This window comes from Streptomyces spinoverrucosus (genome assembly GCF_015712165.1).
Taxonomy (GTDB): Bacteria; Actinomycetota; Actinomycetes; order Streptomycetales; family Streptomycetaceae; genus Streptomyces; species Streptomyces spinoverrucosus_A.
Map to the genome: position 1 here is coordinate 2,147,235 of NZ_JADPZX010000001.1, position 18,905 is coordinate 2,166,139.

An 18,905-nucleotide genomic window follows, 5' to 3' on the forward strand; every position below is an offset into this window, starting at 1 on the left:
AGCCCGGCACTGCCTGCTCGGGGGTTCAAGCAGTGCCGGGTCCGTTTGATCAGGCTAGATGAACTTCTCTAAATGCCGCAATACGGACACTTCGCCCGGCTGGTCCGCACATCCGTGCCCGCCGGGGAACCACGGGGCAAACACCTGTGCGTTACGGCGCTACCCGGCCGTTGGCGTTGAAGGCGGCGTACGTGAGCGGCATGAGCCGGGCCCACTCGGCCTCCATCTTCTCGCCGACCATCTCGATCTCCCGCTGCGGGAAGGACGGCACCTTGGCGAGCTCGTGCTGGGTGCGCAGGCCGAGGAAGTGCATCAGCGAGCGGGCGTTGCAGGTGGCGTACATCGAGGAGAACAGGCCGACCGGGAGGACCGCGCGGGCGACCTCGCGGGCGACGCCGGCCGCGAGCATCTCCTGGTAGGCCTCGTAGGACTCGCGGTACGAGTCCTCCATGACGCGGCCGACCAGCTCCTGCTGGGCCTGCGTGCCCTCGACGAAGCGGTACTTGCCGGGGCGGCCCTCCTGGACCAGCTTGCGGGACTCGTCGGGGACGTAGAAGACCGGCTGGAGCTCGCGGTAGCGGCCGGACTCCTCGTTGTACGACCAGCCCACGCGGTGCCGCATGAACTCGCGGAAGACGAAGATCGGGGCGCTGATGAAGAAGGTCATCGAGTTGTGCTCGAAGGGGCTGCCGTGCCGGTCCCGCATCAGGTAGTTGATGAGGCCCTTGGAGCGCTCGGGGTCCTTGTTCAGCTCGTCCAGGGACTGCTCGCCGATGGTCGAGACGCGGGCGGCGAAGAGCACGTCGGCGTCCGAGGCGGTGTGCTTGACCAGCTCGACGGTGACGTCGCCGCGGAAGCTCGGCTTGAGGTCCGGGGCGTCCTTGGCTGCGTCTGCGGGGGTGTCGGTCACGGCTTGGAGAGTCCCTTCCATCCACTTCTCTCGGGCGGCGCCCACTCTACGGCCCGGCTCTGACATCGGGGCGTTCGGTGCCGGGCCGCGACATCTTCGGCGAACCTCGGCGAAAGTTCTGTCAATCCGGCTTAACCGGGCACCTTTTGCGACACCCGCTCGTCTGTGTTGGTGACAGCGATTCGTTCGAGTCCAGAGAGGAGCAGGACCCCCGATGTTCCGTCGGCGTGAGCCCGTACCCTTCGCCTTCCTCGCCGAAGCAGAGCGGTTCCGCAGCAATGTCACTCCCCCGCCCCGCGAGCGAGCGACCGTCGGGCAGATAGCCGGGCGGTGGCTCATGGGACTGACCATCGTGTCCGCGCTCGTGGGCTCCCTGGTGATCGGGTGGCCGGCGCTGGAGGTGGACCACTCGTCCACGCCGACGCAGCAGTCCCAGGCGTCCGACGGGCGCTGAGCGGGGCCTGACTCGTACGGACCCCCAAGGGTGGTGGGCGGGCACACGGGTCGATAACCTCACCGGGCACAGCCCATGCATGGATGAGTGAGGACCCAGCCGTGCCCCTGCCCTTCCTGACGGCCGACCGCGCCTTCGACACCGAGGACGATGTCGCGCTGCCGTTCGACGACCGCGACCGCTGGCGGCGGCCCTACCGCCCCGGTCCCTGGCGGGTGGGCGTGGCCGCGATCTGGCTGCTGCTCGCCTCGTACGTGCTGTTCGCGGCCGTGCTCATCGCGCTGACCGGCACGCTGACCGCCGCCGGGGTCGTGTTCGGCATCGCGCTGGCGATCATCGCCGTCGCCCTGCGTTTGCTGCGCATGGGCGTGTGGGTGAGCGCGCACGGGCTGCGTCAGGTGCGCTTCCTGCACACCCGGACGCTGCCGTGGGAGTGGGTCGGTGCCGTGCGGACGGTGCAGCAGCCGGTGCGCTGGCTTGGGCTGCCGCGCACCGTGCAGGGGCAGGCCCTGATCCTCGTACGCAACGACCGTCCCGCGGACGACGTGCCCACTCTGATGACCACGCACAACTTCGACTTCCTGGCCCGGCCGACGGCGTTCGACCGGGCGGCGGACTCGGTGGAGGCGTGGGCCGAGGAGTACCGGCAGGACTGAGGCGCCTCCCGCCGAGGCCGGTCGTCCCGGTTCGGGTCAGGCCTCGACGGGCCTGCCGTCGTGGATGGCGATCGCGCGCTGCATCGCCTTGCGGGCGCGTGGGGTGTCGCGGGCGTCGTGGTAGGCGATGGCCAGGCGGAACCAGGTGCGCCAGTCGTCCGGCGCCGCCTCCGTCTCGGCCTTGCGCCGGGCGAAGACCTCGTCGGCCGAGTCACGGTCGATACGGCCGCTGGGCAGCCGCTTGAGCTCGTCGACGGGCAGACCGCCCTCGGCGTCGAGTTCGGCGGCGAGGGCGTTGGCCCGGCGGACGAACCGGGTGTTCTTCCACAGGAACCACAGGCCGATCAGCGGCAGGATCAGCACCGCGACACCGAAGGTCACGGCGAGGAGCGAGCCGGTCTTGATGAGCAGCACGCCACGGCTGCCGACCAGGACGAAGTAGAAGACCAGGACGGCGGCCGTGACGAGGTAGGAGAGCTTCGCGCGCATGAGGGTCCGGCTCAGCCCAGGTCCAGGAAGTGTTCCAGGCCGAAGGTGAGGCCCGGAGTGCTCACCACGCGGCGGGCGCCCAGCAGGATGCCCGGCATGAAGCTGCTGTGGTGCAGCGAGTCGTGCCGGACGGTGAGGGTCTCGCCCTCACCGCCCAGCAGGACCTCCTGGTGTGCGAGCAGACCGCGCAGCCGCACCGCGTGGACCGGGACGCCGTCGACGTCCGCGCCACGCGCGCCCTCCAGGGCCGTGACCGTGGCGTCCGGCGCCGGGGCCGTACCCGCCTCGCGGCGGGCCTGCGCGATGAGCTGGGCGGTGCGGGTCGCCGTGCCGCTCGGCGCGTCGACCTTGTTGGGGTGGTGCAGCTCGACCACCTCGACGGACTCGAAGTACGGCGCGGCGATCTGCGCGAACTTCATGGTGAGTACGGCCCCGATGGAGAAGTTGGGTGCGATCAGCACGCCCGTCCCCGGGGACTGCTCCAGCCAGCCGCGCAGCTGTGCGAGGCGCTCGTCGGTCCAGCCCGTCGTGCCGACGACGGCGTGGATTCCGTGCCGTACGCAGAAGTCGAGGTTGCCCATCACCGAGGCGGGGGTGGTGAGTTCGACGGCGACCTGGGCGCCAGTCTCGGCCAGCGTCTCCAGCTTGTCGCCCCGGGAGAGGGCGGCGACCAGCTCCATGTCCTCGGCGGCCTCGACGGCTCGTACCGCCTCCGAACCGATCCGGCCCTTGGCACCGAGGACCGCTACGCGCAGCTTGCTCATGTTGTTGCTTCCTTACCGGATACGGGTGTCAGGCGACGGCGTCGTGCAGTCGCGACGCCTGCTTGTCCTTCAGCGGGCCGATGACCGACAGGGAGGGCCGCTGTCCCAGGATGTCGCGCGCGACCGCGCGGACGTCGTCCGGGGTCACGGCAGCTATCCGGGCCAGCATGTCGTCGACGGACATCTGCTCGCCCCAGCACAGCTCGCTCTTGCCGATACGGTTCATCAGCGCGCCGGTGTCCTCCAGGCCGAGGACCGTGGAGCCGCGGAGCTGGCCGATGGCGCGGTCGATCTCGTCGTCGGACAGGCCGTGCTCGGCGATGTGGTCGAGTTCGTCGCGGCAGATCTTCAGCACGTCGTGCACCTGGCTCGGTCGGCAGCCGGCGTAGACGCCGAACAGGCCGCAGTCGGCGAAGCCGGAGGTGTACGAGTAGACGCTGTAGGCCAGGCCGCGCTTCTCCCGTACCTCCTGGAAGAGCCGTGACGACATGCCGCCGCCGAGGGCGGTGTTCAGCACGCCGAGGGCCCAGCGGCGGTCGTCCGTGCGGGCCAGGCCCGGCATGCCGAGCACCACATGGGCCTGCTCGGTCTTGCGGCCGAGCAGCTCGACCTTGCCGGCGGTGCGGATGGCGCGGCGGCCGTCGCGCGGGGCGATGGGCTGGGCGGCGGCGTCCTTGAGCGTGCCGGACTTCTCGAAGGCGGCGCGGACCAGTCGTACGACCTTGTTGTGATCGATGTTGCCGGCGCAGGCGACCACGAGGTGGGTCGGGTCGTAGTGCTTGCGGTAGAAGCGGCGGATGCGGTCGGCGGTGAGGGCGTTGACCGTGTCGACCGTGCCGAGGACCGGGCGGCCGAGCGGGTTGTCGCCGAACATCGTGTGCGCGAACAGGTCGTGCACACAGTCGCTCGGGTCGTCCTCCGTCATCGCGATCTCTTCGAGGATCGCGCCGCGCTCGACGTTGACGTCCTCTTCGAGGATGAGCGAGCCGGTCAGCATGTCGCAGACGACGTCGATGGCGAGCGGGAGGTCGGCGTCGAGCACGCGTGCGTAGTAGCACGTGTACTCCTTCGCCGTGAACGCGTTCATCTCGCCGCCGACCGCGTCGAGGGCGGCGGAGATGTCCAGGGCGCTCCTGGTCTGCGTGCCCTTGAAGAGCAGGTGCTCCAGGTAGTGCGTGGCGCCGTTCAGGGACGGCGTCTCGTCGCGGGAGCCGACGTGCGCCCAGATGCCGAAGGTCGCGGAGCGCACGGAGGGCAGGGTCTCGGTGACGATGCGGAGACCGCCGGGGAGGGTGGTCTTGCGGACGGTGCCGATGCCGGCCGTGCCCTTGATGAGGGTTTGGGTACGGGCGACGGCCCGCGCCTCCGAAGAGGAGCGGGCCGTCACCTTGGAGCTACGGGACGTCACTGGTCGGTGTCGTCCTTCGCCTCGTCGGCGGAGCCTTCCTCGCCCTCGATCACGGGGATCAGGGAGAGCTTGCCGCGGGAGTCGATCTCGGCGATCTCGACCTGGACCTTGTGGCCCACGCCGAGCACGTCCTCGACGTTCTCCACGCGCTTGCCGCCGGCCAGCTTGCGGATCTGCGAGATGTGCAGCAGGCCGTCCTTGCCGGGCAGCAGGGAGACGAAGGCGCCGAAGGTGGTCGTCTTCACGACCGTGCCCAGGTAGCGCTCGCCGACCTCGGGCATCGTCGGGTTGGCGATGCCGTTGATCGTGGAGCGGGCGGCCTCGGCGGACGGGCCGTCGGCGGCACCGATGTAGATCGTGCCGTCGTCCTCGATGGTGATCTCGGCGCCCGTGTCCTCCTGGATCTGGTTGATCATCTTGCCCTTGGGGCCGATGACCTCACCGATCTTGTCGACCGGGATCTTCACGGTGATGATCCGCGGCGCGTTCGGGGACATCTCGTCGGGCCGGTCGATGGCCTCCATCATCACGTCGAGGATGTGGAGACGGGCGTCGCGGGCCTGCTTCAGGGCGGCGGCGAGCACGGAGGCCGGGATGCCGTCCAGCTTGGTGTCGAGCTGGAGGGCGGTCACGAACTCCTTGGTGCCGGCGACCTTGAAGTCCATGTCACCGAAGGCGTCCTCCGCACCGAGGATGTCGGTGAGGGTGACGTAGTGCGTCTCGCCGTCGATCTCCTGGGAGATCAGGCCCATGGCGATACCGGCGACGGGGGCCTTCAGCGGCACACCGGCGTTCAGCAGCGACATGGTGGAGGCGCAGACCGAGCCCATGGACGTCGAGCCGTTGGAGCCGAGGGCCTCGGACACCTGACGGATCGCGTACGGGAACTCCTCGCGCGTCGGCAGCACCGGCATGAGGGCGCGCTCGGCGAGGGCGCCGTGTCCGATCTCGCGGCGCTTCGGGGAGCCGACGCGGCCGGTCTCGCCGGTGGAGTACGGCGGGAAGTTGTAGTTGTGCATGTAGCGCTTGCGGGTCACCGGCGACAGGGTGTCCAGCTGCTGCTCCATGCGGAGCATGTTCAGCGTGGTGACGCCCAGGATCTGGGTCTCGCCACGCTCGAACAGCGCGGAGCCGTGCACCCGCGGGATGGCCTCGACCTCGGCGGCCAGCGTGCGGATGTCGGTGACACCGCGGCCGTCGATGCGCTTCTTCTCCTTGATCACGCGCTCGCGGACCAGCTGCTTGGTGAGCGAGCGGTACGCGGCGGAGATCTCCTTCTCGCGGCCCTCGAACTCCGGCAGGAGCTTCTCGGCGGCGAGGCCCTTCACGCGGTCCAGCTCGGACTCGCGCTCCTGCTTGCCGGCGATGGTCAGCGCGGAGGCGAGCTCCGGCTTGACGGCGGCGGTGAGCGCCTCCAGGACGTCGTCCTGGTAGTCCAGGAAGATCGGGAACTCGCCGACCGGCTTGGCGGCCTTGGCGGCGAGGTCCGACTGGGCCTTGCACAGGACCTTGATGAAGGGCTTCGCGGCGTCCAGACCGGCGGCGACGACCTCCTCGGTCGGCGCCTCGCCACCGCCCTCGACCAGCTTGATGGTCTTCTCGGTGGCCTCGGCCTCGACCATCATGATCGCGATGTCGCCGTCCTCCAGGACGCGGCCCGCGACGACCATGTCGAAGACGGCGTCCTCGAGCTCGGTGTGCGTCGGGAAGGCCACCCACTGGCCGCGGATCAGCGCGACGCGGACGCCGCCGATCGGGCCGGAGAAGGGCAGACCGGCCAGCTGCGTGGACGCGGACGCGGCGTTGATCGCCACGACGTCGTACAGGTGGTCGGGGTTGAGCGCCATGATCGTGGCGACGACCTGGATCTCGTTGCGCAGGCCCTTCTTGAAGGACGGGCGCAGCGGGCGGTCGATGAGGCGGCAGGTGAGGATCGCGTCCTCGGAGGGCCGTCCCTCACGGCGGAAGAAGCTGCCGGGGATCTTGCCGGCGGCGTACATCCGCTCCTCGACGTCGACCGTCAGCGGGAAGAAGTCGAGCTGGTCCTTGGGGTTCTTGGAGGCGGTGGTGGCCGACAGCACCATGGTGTCGTCGTCCAGGTACGCCACGGCGGAGCCGGCGGCCTGCTTGGCCAGGCGGCCCGTCTCGAAGCGGATCGTGCGGGTGCCGAAGGCGCCGTTGTCGATGACGGCCTCGGCGTAGTGGGTCTCGTTCTCCACTAGCGTTTTCTCCTCGTCTTCGTCCCTCCTCACCCGTGGTGGCGGGGGGACGGTGGCGGAGAAGCGCTCCGTCTGGTGCGGGCCGGTCTTCGATCGAAGCACCCGGGGCTCGCTTTCCCCCGGGGGCCACTACCGAGGACCGGCGGCGGCGAGGTGCGCTCCTCCTCGTTCGTCTCGTGATGCCGCCATACCCCGGTGGGTAGGCCGGATCACGCTGTGTCGTGTGTCTTGCGTTGTGCTACCACACTACAAAGGGGCAGTGACACTCCGCACGTACAGCAAAGGGAGCGGCCCCCTCGAAGTGGGAACCGCTCCCTTCACGGCGTCTTACTTGGCGCCCGCCGCACCACGGCGGATGCCGAGGCGGTCGACCAGCGTACGGAAGCGCTGGATGTCCTTCTTGGCGAGGTACTGCAGCAGCCGGCGGCGCTGACCGACCAGGATCAGCAGGCCACGGCGGGAGTGGTGGTCGTGCTTGTGGGTCTTGAGGTGCTCCGTCAGGTCGGAGATCCGACGGGACAGCAGAGCGACCTGGACCTCGGGGGAGCCGGTGTCACCCTCCTTGGTACCGAACTCGGAGATGATCTGCTTCTTCACTGCGGCGTCGAGCGACACGCGTACTCCTCATAGTCTGTGATTGCCGCCGAGTGCCCCCGGTCTACGTCTCGGGGGAGCTTCCATGACTCGGAAGGCGGGGATCCGCTGGGCGCGGCCTCCAGAGCGGGGCTCCGGGGGTGCGTACACATACGGCCGTCACTCAGGGTACCAGCAGGTGAGCACCGCTCGGTCCGCGGTCCGGGAACCGCGCTGGTGACGGCGGCTCGGCCACTAGGGTGAGCGGTTGGATCGTCATCGGTACGTGTACGTCATCGGTACGTGTACCACGTGTACGTCGGGAAGGGGTCGCTGCGGACATGGCGGAGACGGAAGCGGAGATCAAGGCACGCAAGGAGCGGGAGCGGGACGAGCTGTACGCGCTCGACATCTCGGACGTCGAGTGGCACAGCGCGCCGGGGACCGAGGAGCACGAGGAGCGGGTCGAGATCGCATACCTGCCCGGCGGCGCCGTGGCCATGCGGTCGTCGCTCGACCCCGACACCGTGCTGCGGTACACGGAGGCGGAGTGGCGGGCGTTTGTGCTGGGGGCTCGGGACGGGGAGTTCGATCTGGAGCCCAGCGAGCACAATGGGGGGCTTGCGGCGCAGTAGTCGTTCGCGGCGGCCGGTGGACGTCGGCCGCCGCACGGCAGTGGTCACGGGTTCTTCTGCGCACTGCTCCCTATACCGAGGACCAGGTAGATCCACGCCTTCCCGGAGGGAGGGCCCTGGGTCCGCTTGACGCCGAAGAAGAGGCGTCCGTTCTGGACGACGATGTCGTTGGACTCCGTCGTCGTCATCAGGTTGGCCTCGTGCGGCAGATCGAAGTAGAAGTACGGTGTCTCCCTGCCGGTCCTCGGGTCCAGGCTCACGAGTGCGTTGGGCGCGATGTGGTCGTCGCTCACCCGCACGGCGAGCAGCCGGTCGCCGCTCATCCGTACCGGGTAGAGCAGCGAGCCCGGGCCGGAGTCGAACTTCTGCGTGGTCCTTCCGGTCGCCAGGTCGAAGCCGATGACCCAGTTGGAGTTGGCCGCCTCGCCCGACTCCTTGCTGCGCAGGAAGACCTGGTCGGCCCCGACGGCGATGGTCGGGCAGTCGTCGACGACGAGATAGTCGTCGAACGCGCACTCCCCCACATAGGTACCGCTCTGAAGGCGGACAGTGGCGCGGCCGCGCCCCTTGTCGTCGAGGGAGAGCAGCTCGGATATCCCGATCTCGCCGGCCTGCACGGCGAGGACGGCGGGGTCTGCGGACGGGATGCTCAGACCCCGGATGCCCTTGGCGGCGGTGTACGTCCACAGGACCTCGCCCGTCCGGGGATCGACTCCGCGGGCCTTGTAGGTGGTGCGGCCGTCCGGGAGCTCGTCGTCGCCCCAGCACTGCTGACGGACGATCAGTGCCCCGCCGCCGGCGGCGCCCATGTCCTGGCAGGCACCGGGGGACGTCGTACGCCACCGTCGCTCACCGGTGTCCATCGAGTACGCGTCGGTGCCGCCGCCCCAGGTCACGACGACCGTGCCGTGGGTGAGGGTCACGCTCGGGGTGTCCTGGTACTCGCCGCTGTCCGGGGGCCCTGGATAGTCGCCGGAGGCGGAGACGGACAAGTCGCCGTCCCAGATCTTGCGGCCGTCGTCGAGGTCGAAGAACACCACGTGGTTGCAGAGGGCGTCCTCGTCTTCGCTGTCCCGGAAGAGGACGGCGGTGCGGTTGTCGCCGGTGACATGGCGGGTGTAGCCGCAGATCGGGCCGTCGAGGGGAAGCTTCCACTTCTCGTCGCCGAGTGCGGCGTCGGTGCCGAGGGGCAGGCCGATCAGGGTCTTGTTGATCCCCTTGGCGAGGATCTTGTCCGTGGCCCACATGCCCGGCATCTCGTACATCTCGCCGGGGGTCAGGTCGTCCGCGGAGAAACGGAATGCCATCTTCCCGACCGTGCTCGCGGACTGCTTCTCGACCGTCTCACGGACGTCGAGACGGCCCTGACCAGCGGTGGCCCGCGTCTTGGTTTCGGCGCCACCGCTGTCGCCGCCCCACAGGAGCCAGCCGCCGGTGCAGAGTGCCGCGACGAGCACGATGACGAGCGGCCGGATCAGCATGTTCCGGCGGCGCTTGAGGCGGGCCTCCTCCGCGGACCTCGCGGACTGCGTGTATATGGACGGGGGCGGGCCGAAGCTCACGCTCCAAGTTCCTTTCCGTGCGGTGCGTTCAGCTCGTCGTTGGCTCGCTGCACCGCGTTCAACTCGTCATCGCCCGGGCGGCCGCGTACACGTCGAAGACAGCCAGCGCCAACGGCACCAGCGTCAGCAGGACGAAGCCCTCGGCGATCTCCATGAAGCGCCCCCAGAAGGGGGTGACGCCGCCCCGCGAGGCGACCAGACCGATCGCGGTGACGACGGCGGACACCGCCGCGATCGCCGCGACGAGCCAGATCGTACGGATGTCCAGGTCGGCGCGGTCACCCGTCAGGGCGTCCCGGAGCACCGAGACGGGCGGATCAAGCGCCAGACCGAGTCCGAGGAGCACGAGGGAGCCGAGGCCCGCTGCCAGGAGAGGGGCGACCTGGGCGGTGTACCGGAAGAGCTGGGCGCGCATGAGCAGCGCGATGCCCACGGCGAGAGCGAGGAGCTGGGCCCAGACACCGTCGGAGAAGCCGAGGACCGCGGCGGAGCCGACCGCGATCAGCGCGCAGCCGCCGACCAGACCGACCAGGAGTTCATGACCGCGTCGGGCCTGGGCGGTGATCCGCTCGACGTCCACCGGCTCCTGGGGGGTCGGATCGGTGCCGTACGCGCTGCGCGGCATGGAGGCCTGGGCGTCGAAGCCGATCGGGATGCGGGCGAAGCGCATGGACAGCCCGGGCAGGAAGGCCAGGGCGCCCACCGCGACGGGGGCGCTCAGAGCGGCGATCTCCGACGGCGTCCAGTGCGCGAGGATGCCCGCGAACACGGCGGCCAGGCCCACGCCGGACGCGACGACACAGGCGACGAACGGACTGTCCCCGCCGGGCGAGCACAGGGTGAGCAACACCGCGGCGAGCAGCACCGCCGCGCAGGCCAGGAGGAACTGGAGCTTGCCGATGCCCTGGCCGTCGGCGAGCGGAAGGAGACCGGAGCCGGCCACTGCGACGTTCGGCAGTGCGCCCAGTCCCAGGGCGATGGCGGAGGACCGGTCGTCGTAGACACGGGCCCGCACGCAGGCGAGTGCGACCAGCAGGACGCCGGCGACGGCGGCGAGGACACCGGGCAGGCCGTGCATGTCGTGGCGCGGGTCGCCCATCCAGGCCACGAAGGCGAGCAGAGCGGGAAGGACGCCACCGCCGACGAGTCCCGCGACGCGGGTCAGGTCGCCGCCCCACAGGGCGTGCTCGCGGGTCACGGCCGAGGCGACGGCGTCCGACACGTCGTCGTGGACGGCCGGAGGCAGCGACTCGGAGAAGGGGCGCAGCGTGAGGAGTTCGCCGTCGAGGATGTGCTGGGCGGCGAACGAGCGCGAGCCGTCCAGGACTCTGCCGTCCCGGCGTACGAGGTGGTAGCCGACCGGGGCGCCCTCGGCGGGGCTCTGCCGGGCGAGCCTGAGGATCTCCGGATAGATGTCGACGACCGGGATGTCGTCGGGCAGGGCCACGTCGATCCTGCTGTCGGGCGCGACGATCGTGACCCGGCAGAAGCCGAGCCCGCTTCCGGAAGCGCCCCCCGTTCCGGGCCCTCCCGCGGTGGTTGCCCCGGAGGCCGTGATGCTCACCTGCTGCTCCCCCCTGAGTGATGGTTCCGCGTCGGCGGTGTGAAAAAGCTGCGGTGGTTCGCGTGCTGCCGAACCCGGGGGTCCGGCCGGGCGGCCGAACTGGCGCCGATGGGCGCCGAAGCGCACGGAATGTCCCACTTCCCGGGACCCGCGCCGCATGTGCTCACGCGAACATCCGGCACCTTACCGCCCCCTGGTCACACCAGAAGTCAGTAGGATCACGCGGCGGCCTGCGTCCGCCTGACACGGGGTGGCGGACGGTACTTACCGGGGCCGGCAAGGGAATTGGTGAGCAGTGAGCCACATCGTCGTGAAGCGCCCTCCTCGGTCGCTGCCGTCCGAGGTGCCCACGGGCGAGATCGCCGTGCAGCCTCCGCCCGAGTTGCCGCGGGGGCATCAGGAGAGCGTGCTGATGCAACTCCTGCCGACGCTCGGCATGGGCGGCTCGGTGGTCTTCTTCTTCACGAGCGGGCAGCCGTTCATGAGGATCATGGGCATGATCATGATCGCGTCGACCATCGCGATGTCCATCGCGATGGTGGTCCGCTTCCGGCGCGGCACGCAGGGGCAGTTGGCGGACCTGCGTCGCGACTACCTGAGCTACCTGGCGCAGACCCGCCGCACCACGCTCGCCACCGCGAGGGCGCAACGGGACGCGCAGTACTACCTCCACCCCTCCCCCGACCAGCTGTGGGCGCTGGTCGCCGAGGGCAGCCGCGTGTGGGAACGACGGCCGGGCGACGAGGATTTCGCCCAGGTCCGCATCGGTCTCGGCCCCCAGGCACTCGCCACCGCGCTCGTCGCTCCCGAGACCGGGCCCGTCGAGCAGCTGGAGCCGCTGACAGCGGGTGCCCTGCGGCGCTTCCTCGCCGTCCACAGCACCCTCGACGACCTTCCGATGGCCGTCTCCCTGCGGGCCTTCTACCACGTGACGATCAGCGGCGAGCCGCAGTCGGTACGCTCCTGCGCGCGTGCCCTGGCCGGTTCGCTGGCCGCGCTGCACTCCCCCGAGGACCTGGTCCTCGTCGTCGCCGCGGGCCGGGAGGAGCTGGAGCAGTGGGAGTGGACCAAGTGGCTGCCGCACGTCCAGGCGCCGAACACCGTTGACGGCGCGGGCAGCCGACGGCTCATCGGCGGTGACACACGCGAGTTGGAGAACCTGATCGCCTCCCGGCTCAGCGGCCGTCCCCGCTTCCACCCGAATGCCGCACCCCTGCCGGACGAGCCCCACATCGTCGTCCTCCTCGACGGCGTCTCACTCCCCTCGGACTCGCTCCTCGCCAACCCCGAGGGCCTCCAGGGCGTGACGGTCCTGGAGGTCGTCCCCGGCGAGCCGGCCGGAACGGACGGTGAACTCTCCATCGTCGTACGGCCCGACGCACTGCGCCTGGAGTCGGCGCACGGCGTCGTCTACGAGGGGACGCCCGACGTCCTGTCGTACGAGTCCGCGGAAGTCCTCGCGCGGCAGCTGGCGCCGCTGCGGATGGCGTCCGGCGGGGACGACGACGAACCGCTGCTGGCCAACCTGGAGTTCACCGACCTGCTGAACCTCGGTGACGCGGCGTCCGTGGACACCCGGCGTACCTGGCGGCCGCGTTCGCTGGCCGAGCGGCTGCGGGTGCCGATCGGCGTCGGCGAGGACGGCCGCCCCGTGATGCTCGACCTCAAGGAGGCGGCCCAGGAGGGTATGGGCCCGCACGGCCTGTGCGTGGGCGCGACCGGTTCCGGCAAGTCCGAGCTGCTGCGCACGCTGGTGCTGGGTCTGGCGGTCACCCACTCCTCGGAGACCCTGAACTTCGTCCTCGCCGACTTCAAGGGCGGTGCGACCTTCGCCGGTATGGCGCAGATGCCGCACGTCGCGGCCGTGATCACGAACCTGGCGGACGACCTGACCCTGGTCGACCGCATGGGCGACTCCATCCGCGGCGAGCTCAACCGCCGCCAGGAGATGCTGCGGGACGCGGGCAACTACGCCAACATCCACGACTACGAGAAGGCCCGGGCGGCGGGCGCGCCCCTGCAGCCCATCCCCTCCCTGGTCCTGGTGATCGACGAGTTCAGCGAACTGCTGACGGCGAAGCCGGACTTCATCGAGATGTTCGTGCAGATCGGCCGCATCGGCCGCTCGCTCGGCGTGCATCTGCTGCTGGCCTCGCAGCGCCTGGAGGAGGGCCGGCTGCGCGGCCTGGAGACGTATCTGTCGTACCGCATCGGTCTGCGCACGTTCTCGGCGGCGGAGTCACGCGCGGCGCTGGGTGTGCCGGACGCGTACGAACTGCCGAACGTCCCCGGCTCGGGCTTTTTGAAGTTCGGCACGGACGAGATGGTGCGGTTCAAGGCGGCGTACGTCTCCGGGGTCTACCGGTCGGGCGGGCAGCGGGCGGCGCTGCCCGGCGGTCCGCTGCCGGTGGACCGGCGGCCGGTGCTGTTCACGGCGGCCGAGGTGCCGGTGCGGTACGTGCAGGTGCCCCAGCAGAGGACCGGGTCCCCTGGGGACCAGCCGGAGGTCGACGAAGCGCTCGCGGACACCGTCCTCGACGTGATCGTGCGCCGGCTGGAGGCGCAGGGTCCGGCGGCCCACCAGGTGTGGCTGCCGCCGCTGGACAGCCCGCCGTCGCTGGACGCGCTGCTGCCCGGGCTCACGGCGGTGCCGGACCGGGGTCTCACCCAGCCGGGCTACGAGGGCGCGGGCCGCCTGGTCGTACCGGTCGGCCTGGTGGACAAACCGTACGAGCAGCGCCGGGATCCTCTCTGGGTGGACTTCTCCGGCGCGGCCGGCCATATGCAGATCCTCGGCGGCCCGCAGTCCGGCAAGTCGACTCTGCTGCGCTCGCTGATCTGCTCGTTCGCCCTCACGCACACGCCGTACGAGGTCCAGTTCTACGGCCTCGACTTCGGCGGTGGTGGTATGGCGGCGGTGGCCGGACTGCCGCACGTGGGCGGGGTGGCATCGCGCCTGGACCCGGAGCGGGTGCGGCGCACGGTGGCCGAGGTGTACGGCGTCATGACCCGCCGCGAGGAGTACTTCCGCACGGCCGGACTCTCGTCGATGGCGGACTTCCGGACCCGCCGCGCCCGGGGCGAGATCTCGGTCACGGACCAGCCGTGGGGCGATGTCTTCCTGGTCATCGACGGCTGGGGCAACTTCAAGTCGGACTACGAGACGCTGGAGCCGATCGTCCTGGAGATGGCGGCGCGTGGCCTCGGCTACGGCATCCACGTCGTCCTGACGGCGTCGCGGTCGATGGAGGTCCGGGCGAACCTCAAGGACCACCTGATGAACCGGCTGGAACTGCGGCTCGGCGACACGATGGACTCCGAGCTGGACCGCAAGGTCGCCGCCAATGTGCCGGTGGGCGTGCCGGGCCGCGGTCAGGCGCCGCAGAAGCTGCACTTCATGGCGGCGGTGCCGCGCATCGACGGGCTCACCTCGGACACGGACCTCGCCGACGCCACGCACGCGCTGGCCGCCGAGGTCTCACGGCACTGGCAGGCGCCGCCCGCTCCCGAAGTACGCCTGCTGCCGAGGGAGTTCCCGGCCGGCGAGCTGCCTCCGGGCAACCGTTTCCCGGGGCGCGGCGTCGCCTTCGCCCTCGACGAGGACAACCTCGAGCCTGTCTTCGTCGACTTCGAGCAGGACCCGTTCTTCCTCGTCTTCGGCGAGAGCGAGTCGGGCAAGTCGAACCTGCTGCGGCTGCTGATCAAACAGCTGACGGAACGCTACTCGGGCGATGAGTGCAAGCTGTTCGTGGTGGACAACCGGCGCTCGCTGCTGGGCGTTACCCCGGACTCGCATCTCGCCGAGTACATTCCCATGTCCAACGCCATGGACCACCACATGGCGGCGCTGGCAGACCTGATGAAGCGCCGGACGCCGACGGCCGAGGTGACCGCGCAGCAGTTGCGGGACCGGAGTTGGTGGAGGGGGCCGACGGTGTACGTCGTGGTCGACGACTACGACCTTGTGGCGACCTCCAGCGGCAACCCGCTGGCCGGCCTCACCGAACTGCTCCCCTTCGCCCGGGACGTGGGCGTGCGCTTCATCATCGCGCGCTCCACGGCCGGCGCGAGCCGTGCGTCGTACGAGGCGTTCATGCAGCGGATCAAGGAGTTGGGGGCGCAGGGTGTGGTGCTCGCCGGTGACCCGTCGGAGGGCGACGTGCTCGGCGGGGTCCGGCCGCGGCCGATGCCTGCGGGGCGGGGGGTCTTCGTGTCGCGGAGGCGGGGGAAGCCGTTGGTTCAGGTCGGGCTGGTGCCGGAGGGGGCGTACTGAGGTGTCGTACGTGCGTGCCGAATTGTCGAACCGGGCTGCCGGGGTGTCGTACTCGGCGTTGGGAGGGACGTACTGATGGTCGGAGTGGGGATCTTCATGATCCTGCTGGCTCTGGTGCTGGTGGGCCTCGGTTCAGCCGACCAGCGAGCCCTGTGGTGGCGGTTCCAGGCACGGCGATTCCGGAATCCTGCGGCGAACGAGCCGTCGGACTCGGAGTACCGGTCGAAGCGGATCCTGGCGTTCGTCTGTGCGGCGGTCATGGTGGGCATGGCTGTGTGGACGTTCTCGTTGGCTGCTCAGATGTGAGGTGGCGGCGGGTGGAGCGGAGATCGGCGCCGTGACACCGCCGTGTCAAACCCTGGAGCGGTGAAGTGTGGATACAAGGGTGAGATGCGTGAACCCAGTTGCATCGAGCCCGCGGATCCGGCCTGTTGGTGACTTGGCGGAACGGTCCCGTCCGGGAGGGCGGGGCTTCACGGGGACACGGGGAAGGAGTCCGCGCAATGGCGTGGGACGAGTGGGAGCGGCTGAAGTCGCAGGCAGCGGAGCGTCAGTCGACACAGATGCAGCTGAATCAGCTGGATCCCGGTAACGGCGGGGACTACTCGCAGGATCCGAGTCAGTTCGGCGACCTGGCGGTCAGCCAGGGCGACCTGGCCAAGATCGGCAAGAACGCGTTCGATCTGTACAACGACCTGTGGAACAAGGCGCGCAGGGCTGTGCCCACCAGTGAGACGGCCGCGGGGACCCTGTCCAAGGACGGCTTCGCACTGGGAGGCGCTCTCAAGCATGTGGCGACGCGGTGGGAAGAGCAGCTGTCCTCGCTCATGGATGCATGCGCGCACATCTCCAACCACATGACCGTCACCAAGAAACTCCACTCGGAGGACGACCAATACATCCGGCGCCAGATGAGCAGCATCGACCTGCTGGACGCGGGCTTCGACGAGAGGGTCGGTGAACCGGGCAAGAGCAACTCCGTGTACGGCGATTCCGGCGAGAAGAAGGATGAGAACTGATGGATCTCGACGCTCTCCGTTTCGCCAACTTCAGTCAGCTCGACACGGCCATCGACGACTGGTCGACCATGGTCAAAGACCTCGAGACGGTGAAGGACGAGGCAGAGAAGGGTCTCCGGGGCGCGGCCGACAAGGCCAACTGGGCGGGCTACAACGCCACCGTGACGAAAGAGTTCATCGGCAAGACGGCCGGCGAATTCGCTGACGCCCATACGCAAGCCAAGTCGATTTGGAACATTCTCAGGGACACGCGGGACGAGCTCAAGAAGTACCAGACCAGGCTGAACGATGCGATCGACCGGGGCTTGAAGAAGAATCTGACGGTAGTTTCCACCGGTGATGGCGGATTCACTGTCACAATGAACATCCACCCCGATCGCGCCGCGAAGGGCACGACGGTTCCCGAGCACAATGAGAGTGATGTCACCGCGCTTCGCGATGAAGTACAGGAGATCCTCAACGGGGCGACGGAAAGCGACAACTCAGCCAGCACTGTACTCAAGGCCATTGCCGACCAGAGCACGGTCGGCTTCTCCGACGCCAACTACAAGGACCGGGACTCCGCGGCCAAGGCCGTCAAGACGGCCGACGAGCTGGCCAGGCTGGCGAAGAAGAAGCCCGAGGACCTTACGGTCGAGGAGTTCGACCGCCTCAACAAGGGGCTCAAGGAGTACGCGGACGACGAGCTGTTCGCGGAACGCTTCGCCACGTCTCTCGGTGCGAGCGGGACCCTCAACTTCTGGACTGGCATCAACGCCCCCCACAGTGCCTGGGAACTGGGACATAAGCGGGTCGACCAGTACGACGACTTGCAGAAGCACCTCAGCCTCACCCTCGCCACCGCGTCGCAAAGTGACAGCGCCAACATGGCCGGCTGGAAGTCCGGGATGCTCGACTTGGCGGACAAGCCTGTAGGCCCCAACGGCGGTTTCCCGCTGGGGGGCCAGGTCATGGCCAACCTAATGCGGTGGGGCGACTACGACGACCGATTCCTCGTCGACTACGGCGACAAGCTGATCGAGACGGAGAAGAAGTTCACGGACAACGGCCGCCACGGCGCATGGACCCGCACCGGCGGCGACCCATTCCTCAACCGCACAGGCACCGACTCGGGCTGGGACCCGATGACCGGCTATCTCAAGGCCTTGTCCAACAGCCCGGACGCGGCGACGGAATTCTTCAACGGCACCTTCGTCACCAAGGACGAGGATCACGACTTCACGCAGGATCTCGACGGTGACGGAAACGAGGCCAAGCGGTCGCTGACCAACTTCGACTACCTCTTCGAGGAGCGTGACTGGCCGCAGGACAGGGACAACAAGGGCGAAGAAAGCATCGCAGGCCGGAACAATCTGGCTTTGGCGTTGGAGGCGGCTACAACGGGCCATCCGGCGGGGGAGATGCCGACTGCGGATACGCCGGCTCATAATGCGCAGCAGGCCGGGTTGATGAGGGATCTAGTCAATTCCATTGCCGAGGACCCCACCCGCTTGAGGGATCACAGCTACATGTCGGACAGTATTGGCCAGATCGCGTCCGAGTACCTGCCGGACATCAACCGCGCTACAGCAGACGCGCCGGAGGGAAACACGAGTGTGAGTCGCCTCTTCCCGATCGCCGGTACGGCCGCCAACTTGGAGCACGCCGACGTCAGCCGCTTCCTCGTCACGGTGGGGCAGAACCCGGAGGGCTACGCAGCAATCGAGGTCGGCCAGAAGGCCTACATGGCCAGCCTCATGGACTACCACCTCAACCCCGACTTGCCGGAGGACCGGCGTTACGGTCAGAGCACCGAGGACACCGTCAAGGAGATCGCACGCAGATCGGGTGAGATCGGCGGCACCCTCGCGATCGGTCGCCAGGAGGCTGTGCTGGGGCCAGCAGCGGAGAAGGATGGCGACTTCGCGAACGCCGTCAATCAGAAGAAGAACCTCATTTCCGGCACAATCGGCACCATCGCGGGTGTAGGTACGTCCTTCATCGCCAGCCCTGCTGTCGGCGCTGGCGTCGCCGGCGCAACTGGGACCGTGACCAGCATGGTGTTGGAGCAGTTCTTCAAAGACTCTGAGGCCGAGTTCCGAAAAGAGCTGGGGGAGGACATCGCCGAACGCTGGGAAGATTCCAAGGACGCCAATATAGCCATGAGTCACAATGCCGCACTTGCTGCGGCCCAGGCTCGCAACTCGCCGTTTGTCGACCAGGTCGAGGAATGGACGCGCATCGGCACAAACGACGGTTTCAACGATGCGTCCACCGCCGGCCACCGCATGGCGAGGGACCTGGAGACAGAGATCCCTGACTGACCGGCGCCTGAAACCCGGTGCACGCCGACTGGACGCCAGGATTCGTTCATTTCCTTCGCCTGACTCGCCGAGTGTC

General features: G+C 68.9%; 15 protein-coding genes. 7 read left to right on the forward strand and 8 right to left on the reverse strand.

What is annotated here, in order from left to right:
• Positions 1 to 151: 151 nt before the first annotated feature.
• Entirely contained in the window at positions 152 to 910 is a 759-nt protein-coding gene (gene thyX, locus I2W78_RS09565) for an FAD-dependent thymidylate synthase (RefSeq protein ID WP_196458681.1), read from the reverse strand.
• 214 nt (positions 911 to 1,124) lie between these two features.
• On the opposite strand from thyX, the gene I2W78_RS09570 reads away from it, so the two are divergent.
• Together I2W78_RS09570 and I2W78_RS09575 are read left to right on the forward strand one after the other, a co-directional pair.
• Positions 1,125 to 1,364 carry a hypothetical protein gene (locus I2W78_RS09570; RefSeq protein ID WP_196458683.1) on the forward strand — a complete coding sequence of 80 codons (240 nt, stop codon included), beginning with the start codon at positions 1,125 to 1,127 and terminating at the stop codon, positions 1,362 to 1,364.
• A 101-nt stretch (positions 1,365 to 1,465) separates the two neighbouring features.
• Positions 1,466 to 2,020, forward strand: a complete 555-nt coding sequence (locus I2W78_RS09575) for a hypothetical protein (RefSeq protein ID WP_196464488.1) — start codon at positions 1,466 to 1,468, stop codon at positions 2,018 to 2,020.
• 36 nt (positions 2,021 to 2,056) lie between these two features.
• On the opposite strand, the gene I2W78_RS09580 is transcribed toward I2W78_RS09575, so the two are convergent.
• The 5 genes from I2W78_RS09580 to rpsO form a co-directional block, all read right to left on the reverse strand.
• Positions 2,057 to 2,509: a hypothetical protein gene (locus tag I2W78_RS09580; protein ID WP_196458685.1), complete on the reverse strand. Its 453-nt coding sequence runs from the start codon at positions 2,507 to 2,509 to the stop codon at positions 2,057 to 2,059.
• 11 nt (positions 2,510 to 2,520) lie between these two features.
• Positions 2,521 to 3,273: a 4-hydroxy-tetrahydrodipicolinate reductase gene (gene dapB / locus I2W78_RS09585; RefSeq protein WP_196458687.1), complete on the reverse strand. Its 753-nt coding sequence runs from the start codon at positions 3,271 to 3,273 to the stop codon at positions 2,521 to 2,523.
• Positions 3,274 to 3,301: 28 nt separating this feature from the next.
• Positions 3,302 to 4,681: a M16 family metallopeptidase gene (locus I2W78_RS09590; RefSeq protein WP_196458689.1), complete on the reverse strand. Its 1,380-nt coding sequence runs from the start codon at positions 4,679 to 4,681 to the stop codon at positions 3,302 to 3,304.
• Complete coding sequence (locus I2W78_RS09595; RefSeq protein WP_196458691.1) at positions 4,678 to 6,900, reverse strand: polyribonucleotide nucleotidyltransferase; 2,223 nt, start codon at positions 6,898 to 6,900, stop codon at positions 4,678 to 4,680. Before I2W78_RS09595 ends, I2W78_RS09590 begins: the two co-directional genes overlap by 4 nt.
• A 327-nt stretch (positions 6,901 to 7,227) precedes the next feature.
• Positions 7,228 to 7,515, reverse strand: a complete 288-nt coding sequence (gene rpsO, locus I2W78_RS09600) for a 30S ribosomal protein S15 (protein ID WP_043504552.1) — start codon at positions 7,513 to 7,515, stop codon at positions 7,228 to 7,230.
• Between the two features lie 299 nt (positions 7,516 to 7,814).
• On the opposite strand from rpsO, the gene I2W78_RS09605 reads away from it, so the two are divergent.
• Positions 7,815 to 8,108, forward strand: coding sequence for a DUF397 domain-containing protein (locus I2W78_RS09605; protein ID WP_196458693.1), 294 nt, complete (start codon positions 7,815 to 7,817; stop codon positions 8,106 to 8,108).
• 44 nt (positions 8,109 to 8,152) lie between these two features.
• Here the strand turns inward: I2W78_RS09605 and I2W78_RS09610 are convergent, their stop codons facing one another.
• Both I2W78_RS09610 and eccD read right to left on the reverse strand, forming a co-directional pair.
• Positions 8,153 to 9,670 carry an outer membrane protein assembly factor BamB family protein gene (locus tag I2W78_RS09610; protein WP_307783652.1) on the reverse strand — a complete coding sequence of 506 codons (1,518 nt, stop codon included), beginning with the start codon at positions 9,668 to 9,670 and terminating at the stop codon, positions 8,153 to 8,155.
• 58 nt (positions 9,671 to 9,728) lie between these two features.
• Positions 9,729 to 11,234, reverse strand: a complete 1,506-nt coding sequence (gene eccD / locus I2W78_RS09615; protein WP_196458695.1) for a type VII secretion integral membrane protein EccD — start codon at positions 11,232 to 11,234, stop codon at positions 9,729 to 9,731.
• Between the two features lie 295 nt (positions 11,235 to 11,529).
• On the opposite strand from eccD, the gene eccCa reads away from it, so the two are divergent.
• From eccCa to I2W78_RS09635, 4 genes are all read left to right on the forward strand, one after another.
• Entirely contained in the window at positions 11,530 to 15,507 is a 3,978-nt protein-coding gene (gene eccCa / locus I2W78_RS09620; RefSeq protein WP_196458697.1) for a type VII secretion protein EccCa, read from the forward strand.
• Positions 15,508 to 15,582: 75 nt separating this feature from the next.
• A complete protein-coding gene (locus tag I2W78_RS09625; protein WP_196458699.1) occupies positions 15,583 to 15,813 on the forward strand; it encodes a hypothetical protein in 231 nt (76 codons plus the stop codon).
• A gap of 197 nt (positions 15,814 to 16,010) precedes the next feature.
• Positions 16,011 to 16,526 carry a hypothetical protein gene (locus tag I2W78_RS09630; protein WP_196458701.1) on the forward strand — a complete coding sequence of 172 codons (516 nt, stop codon included), beginning with the start codon at positions 16,011 to 16,013 and terminating at the stop codon, positions 16,524 to 16,526.
• On the forward strand, positions 16,526 to 18,829 hold the full coding sequence (locus tag I2W78_RS09635; RefSeq protein ID WP_196458703.1) for a hypothetical protein: 2,304 nt from the start codon (positions 16,526 to 16,528) through the stop codon (positions 18,827 to 18,829). The genes I2W78_RS09630 and I2W78_RS09635 overlap by 1 nt, the downstream gene beginning before the upstream one ends.
• Positions 18,830 to 18,905: the final 76 nt, after the last annotated feature.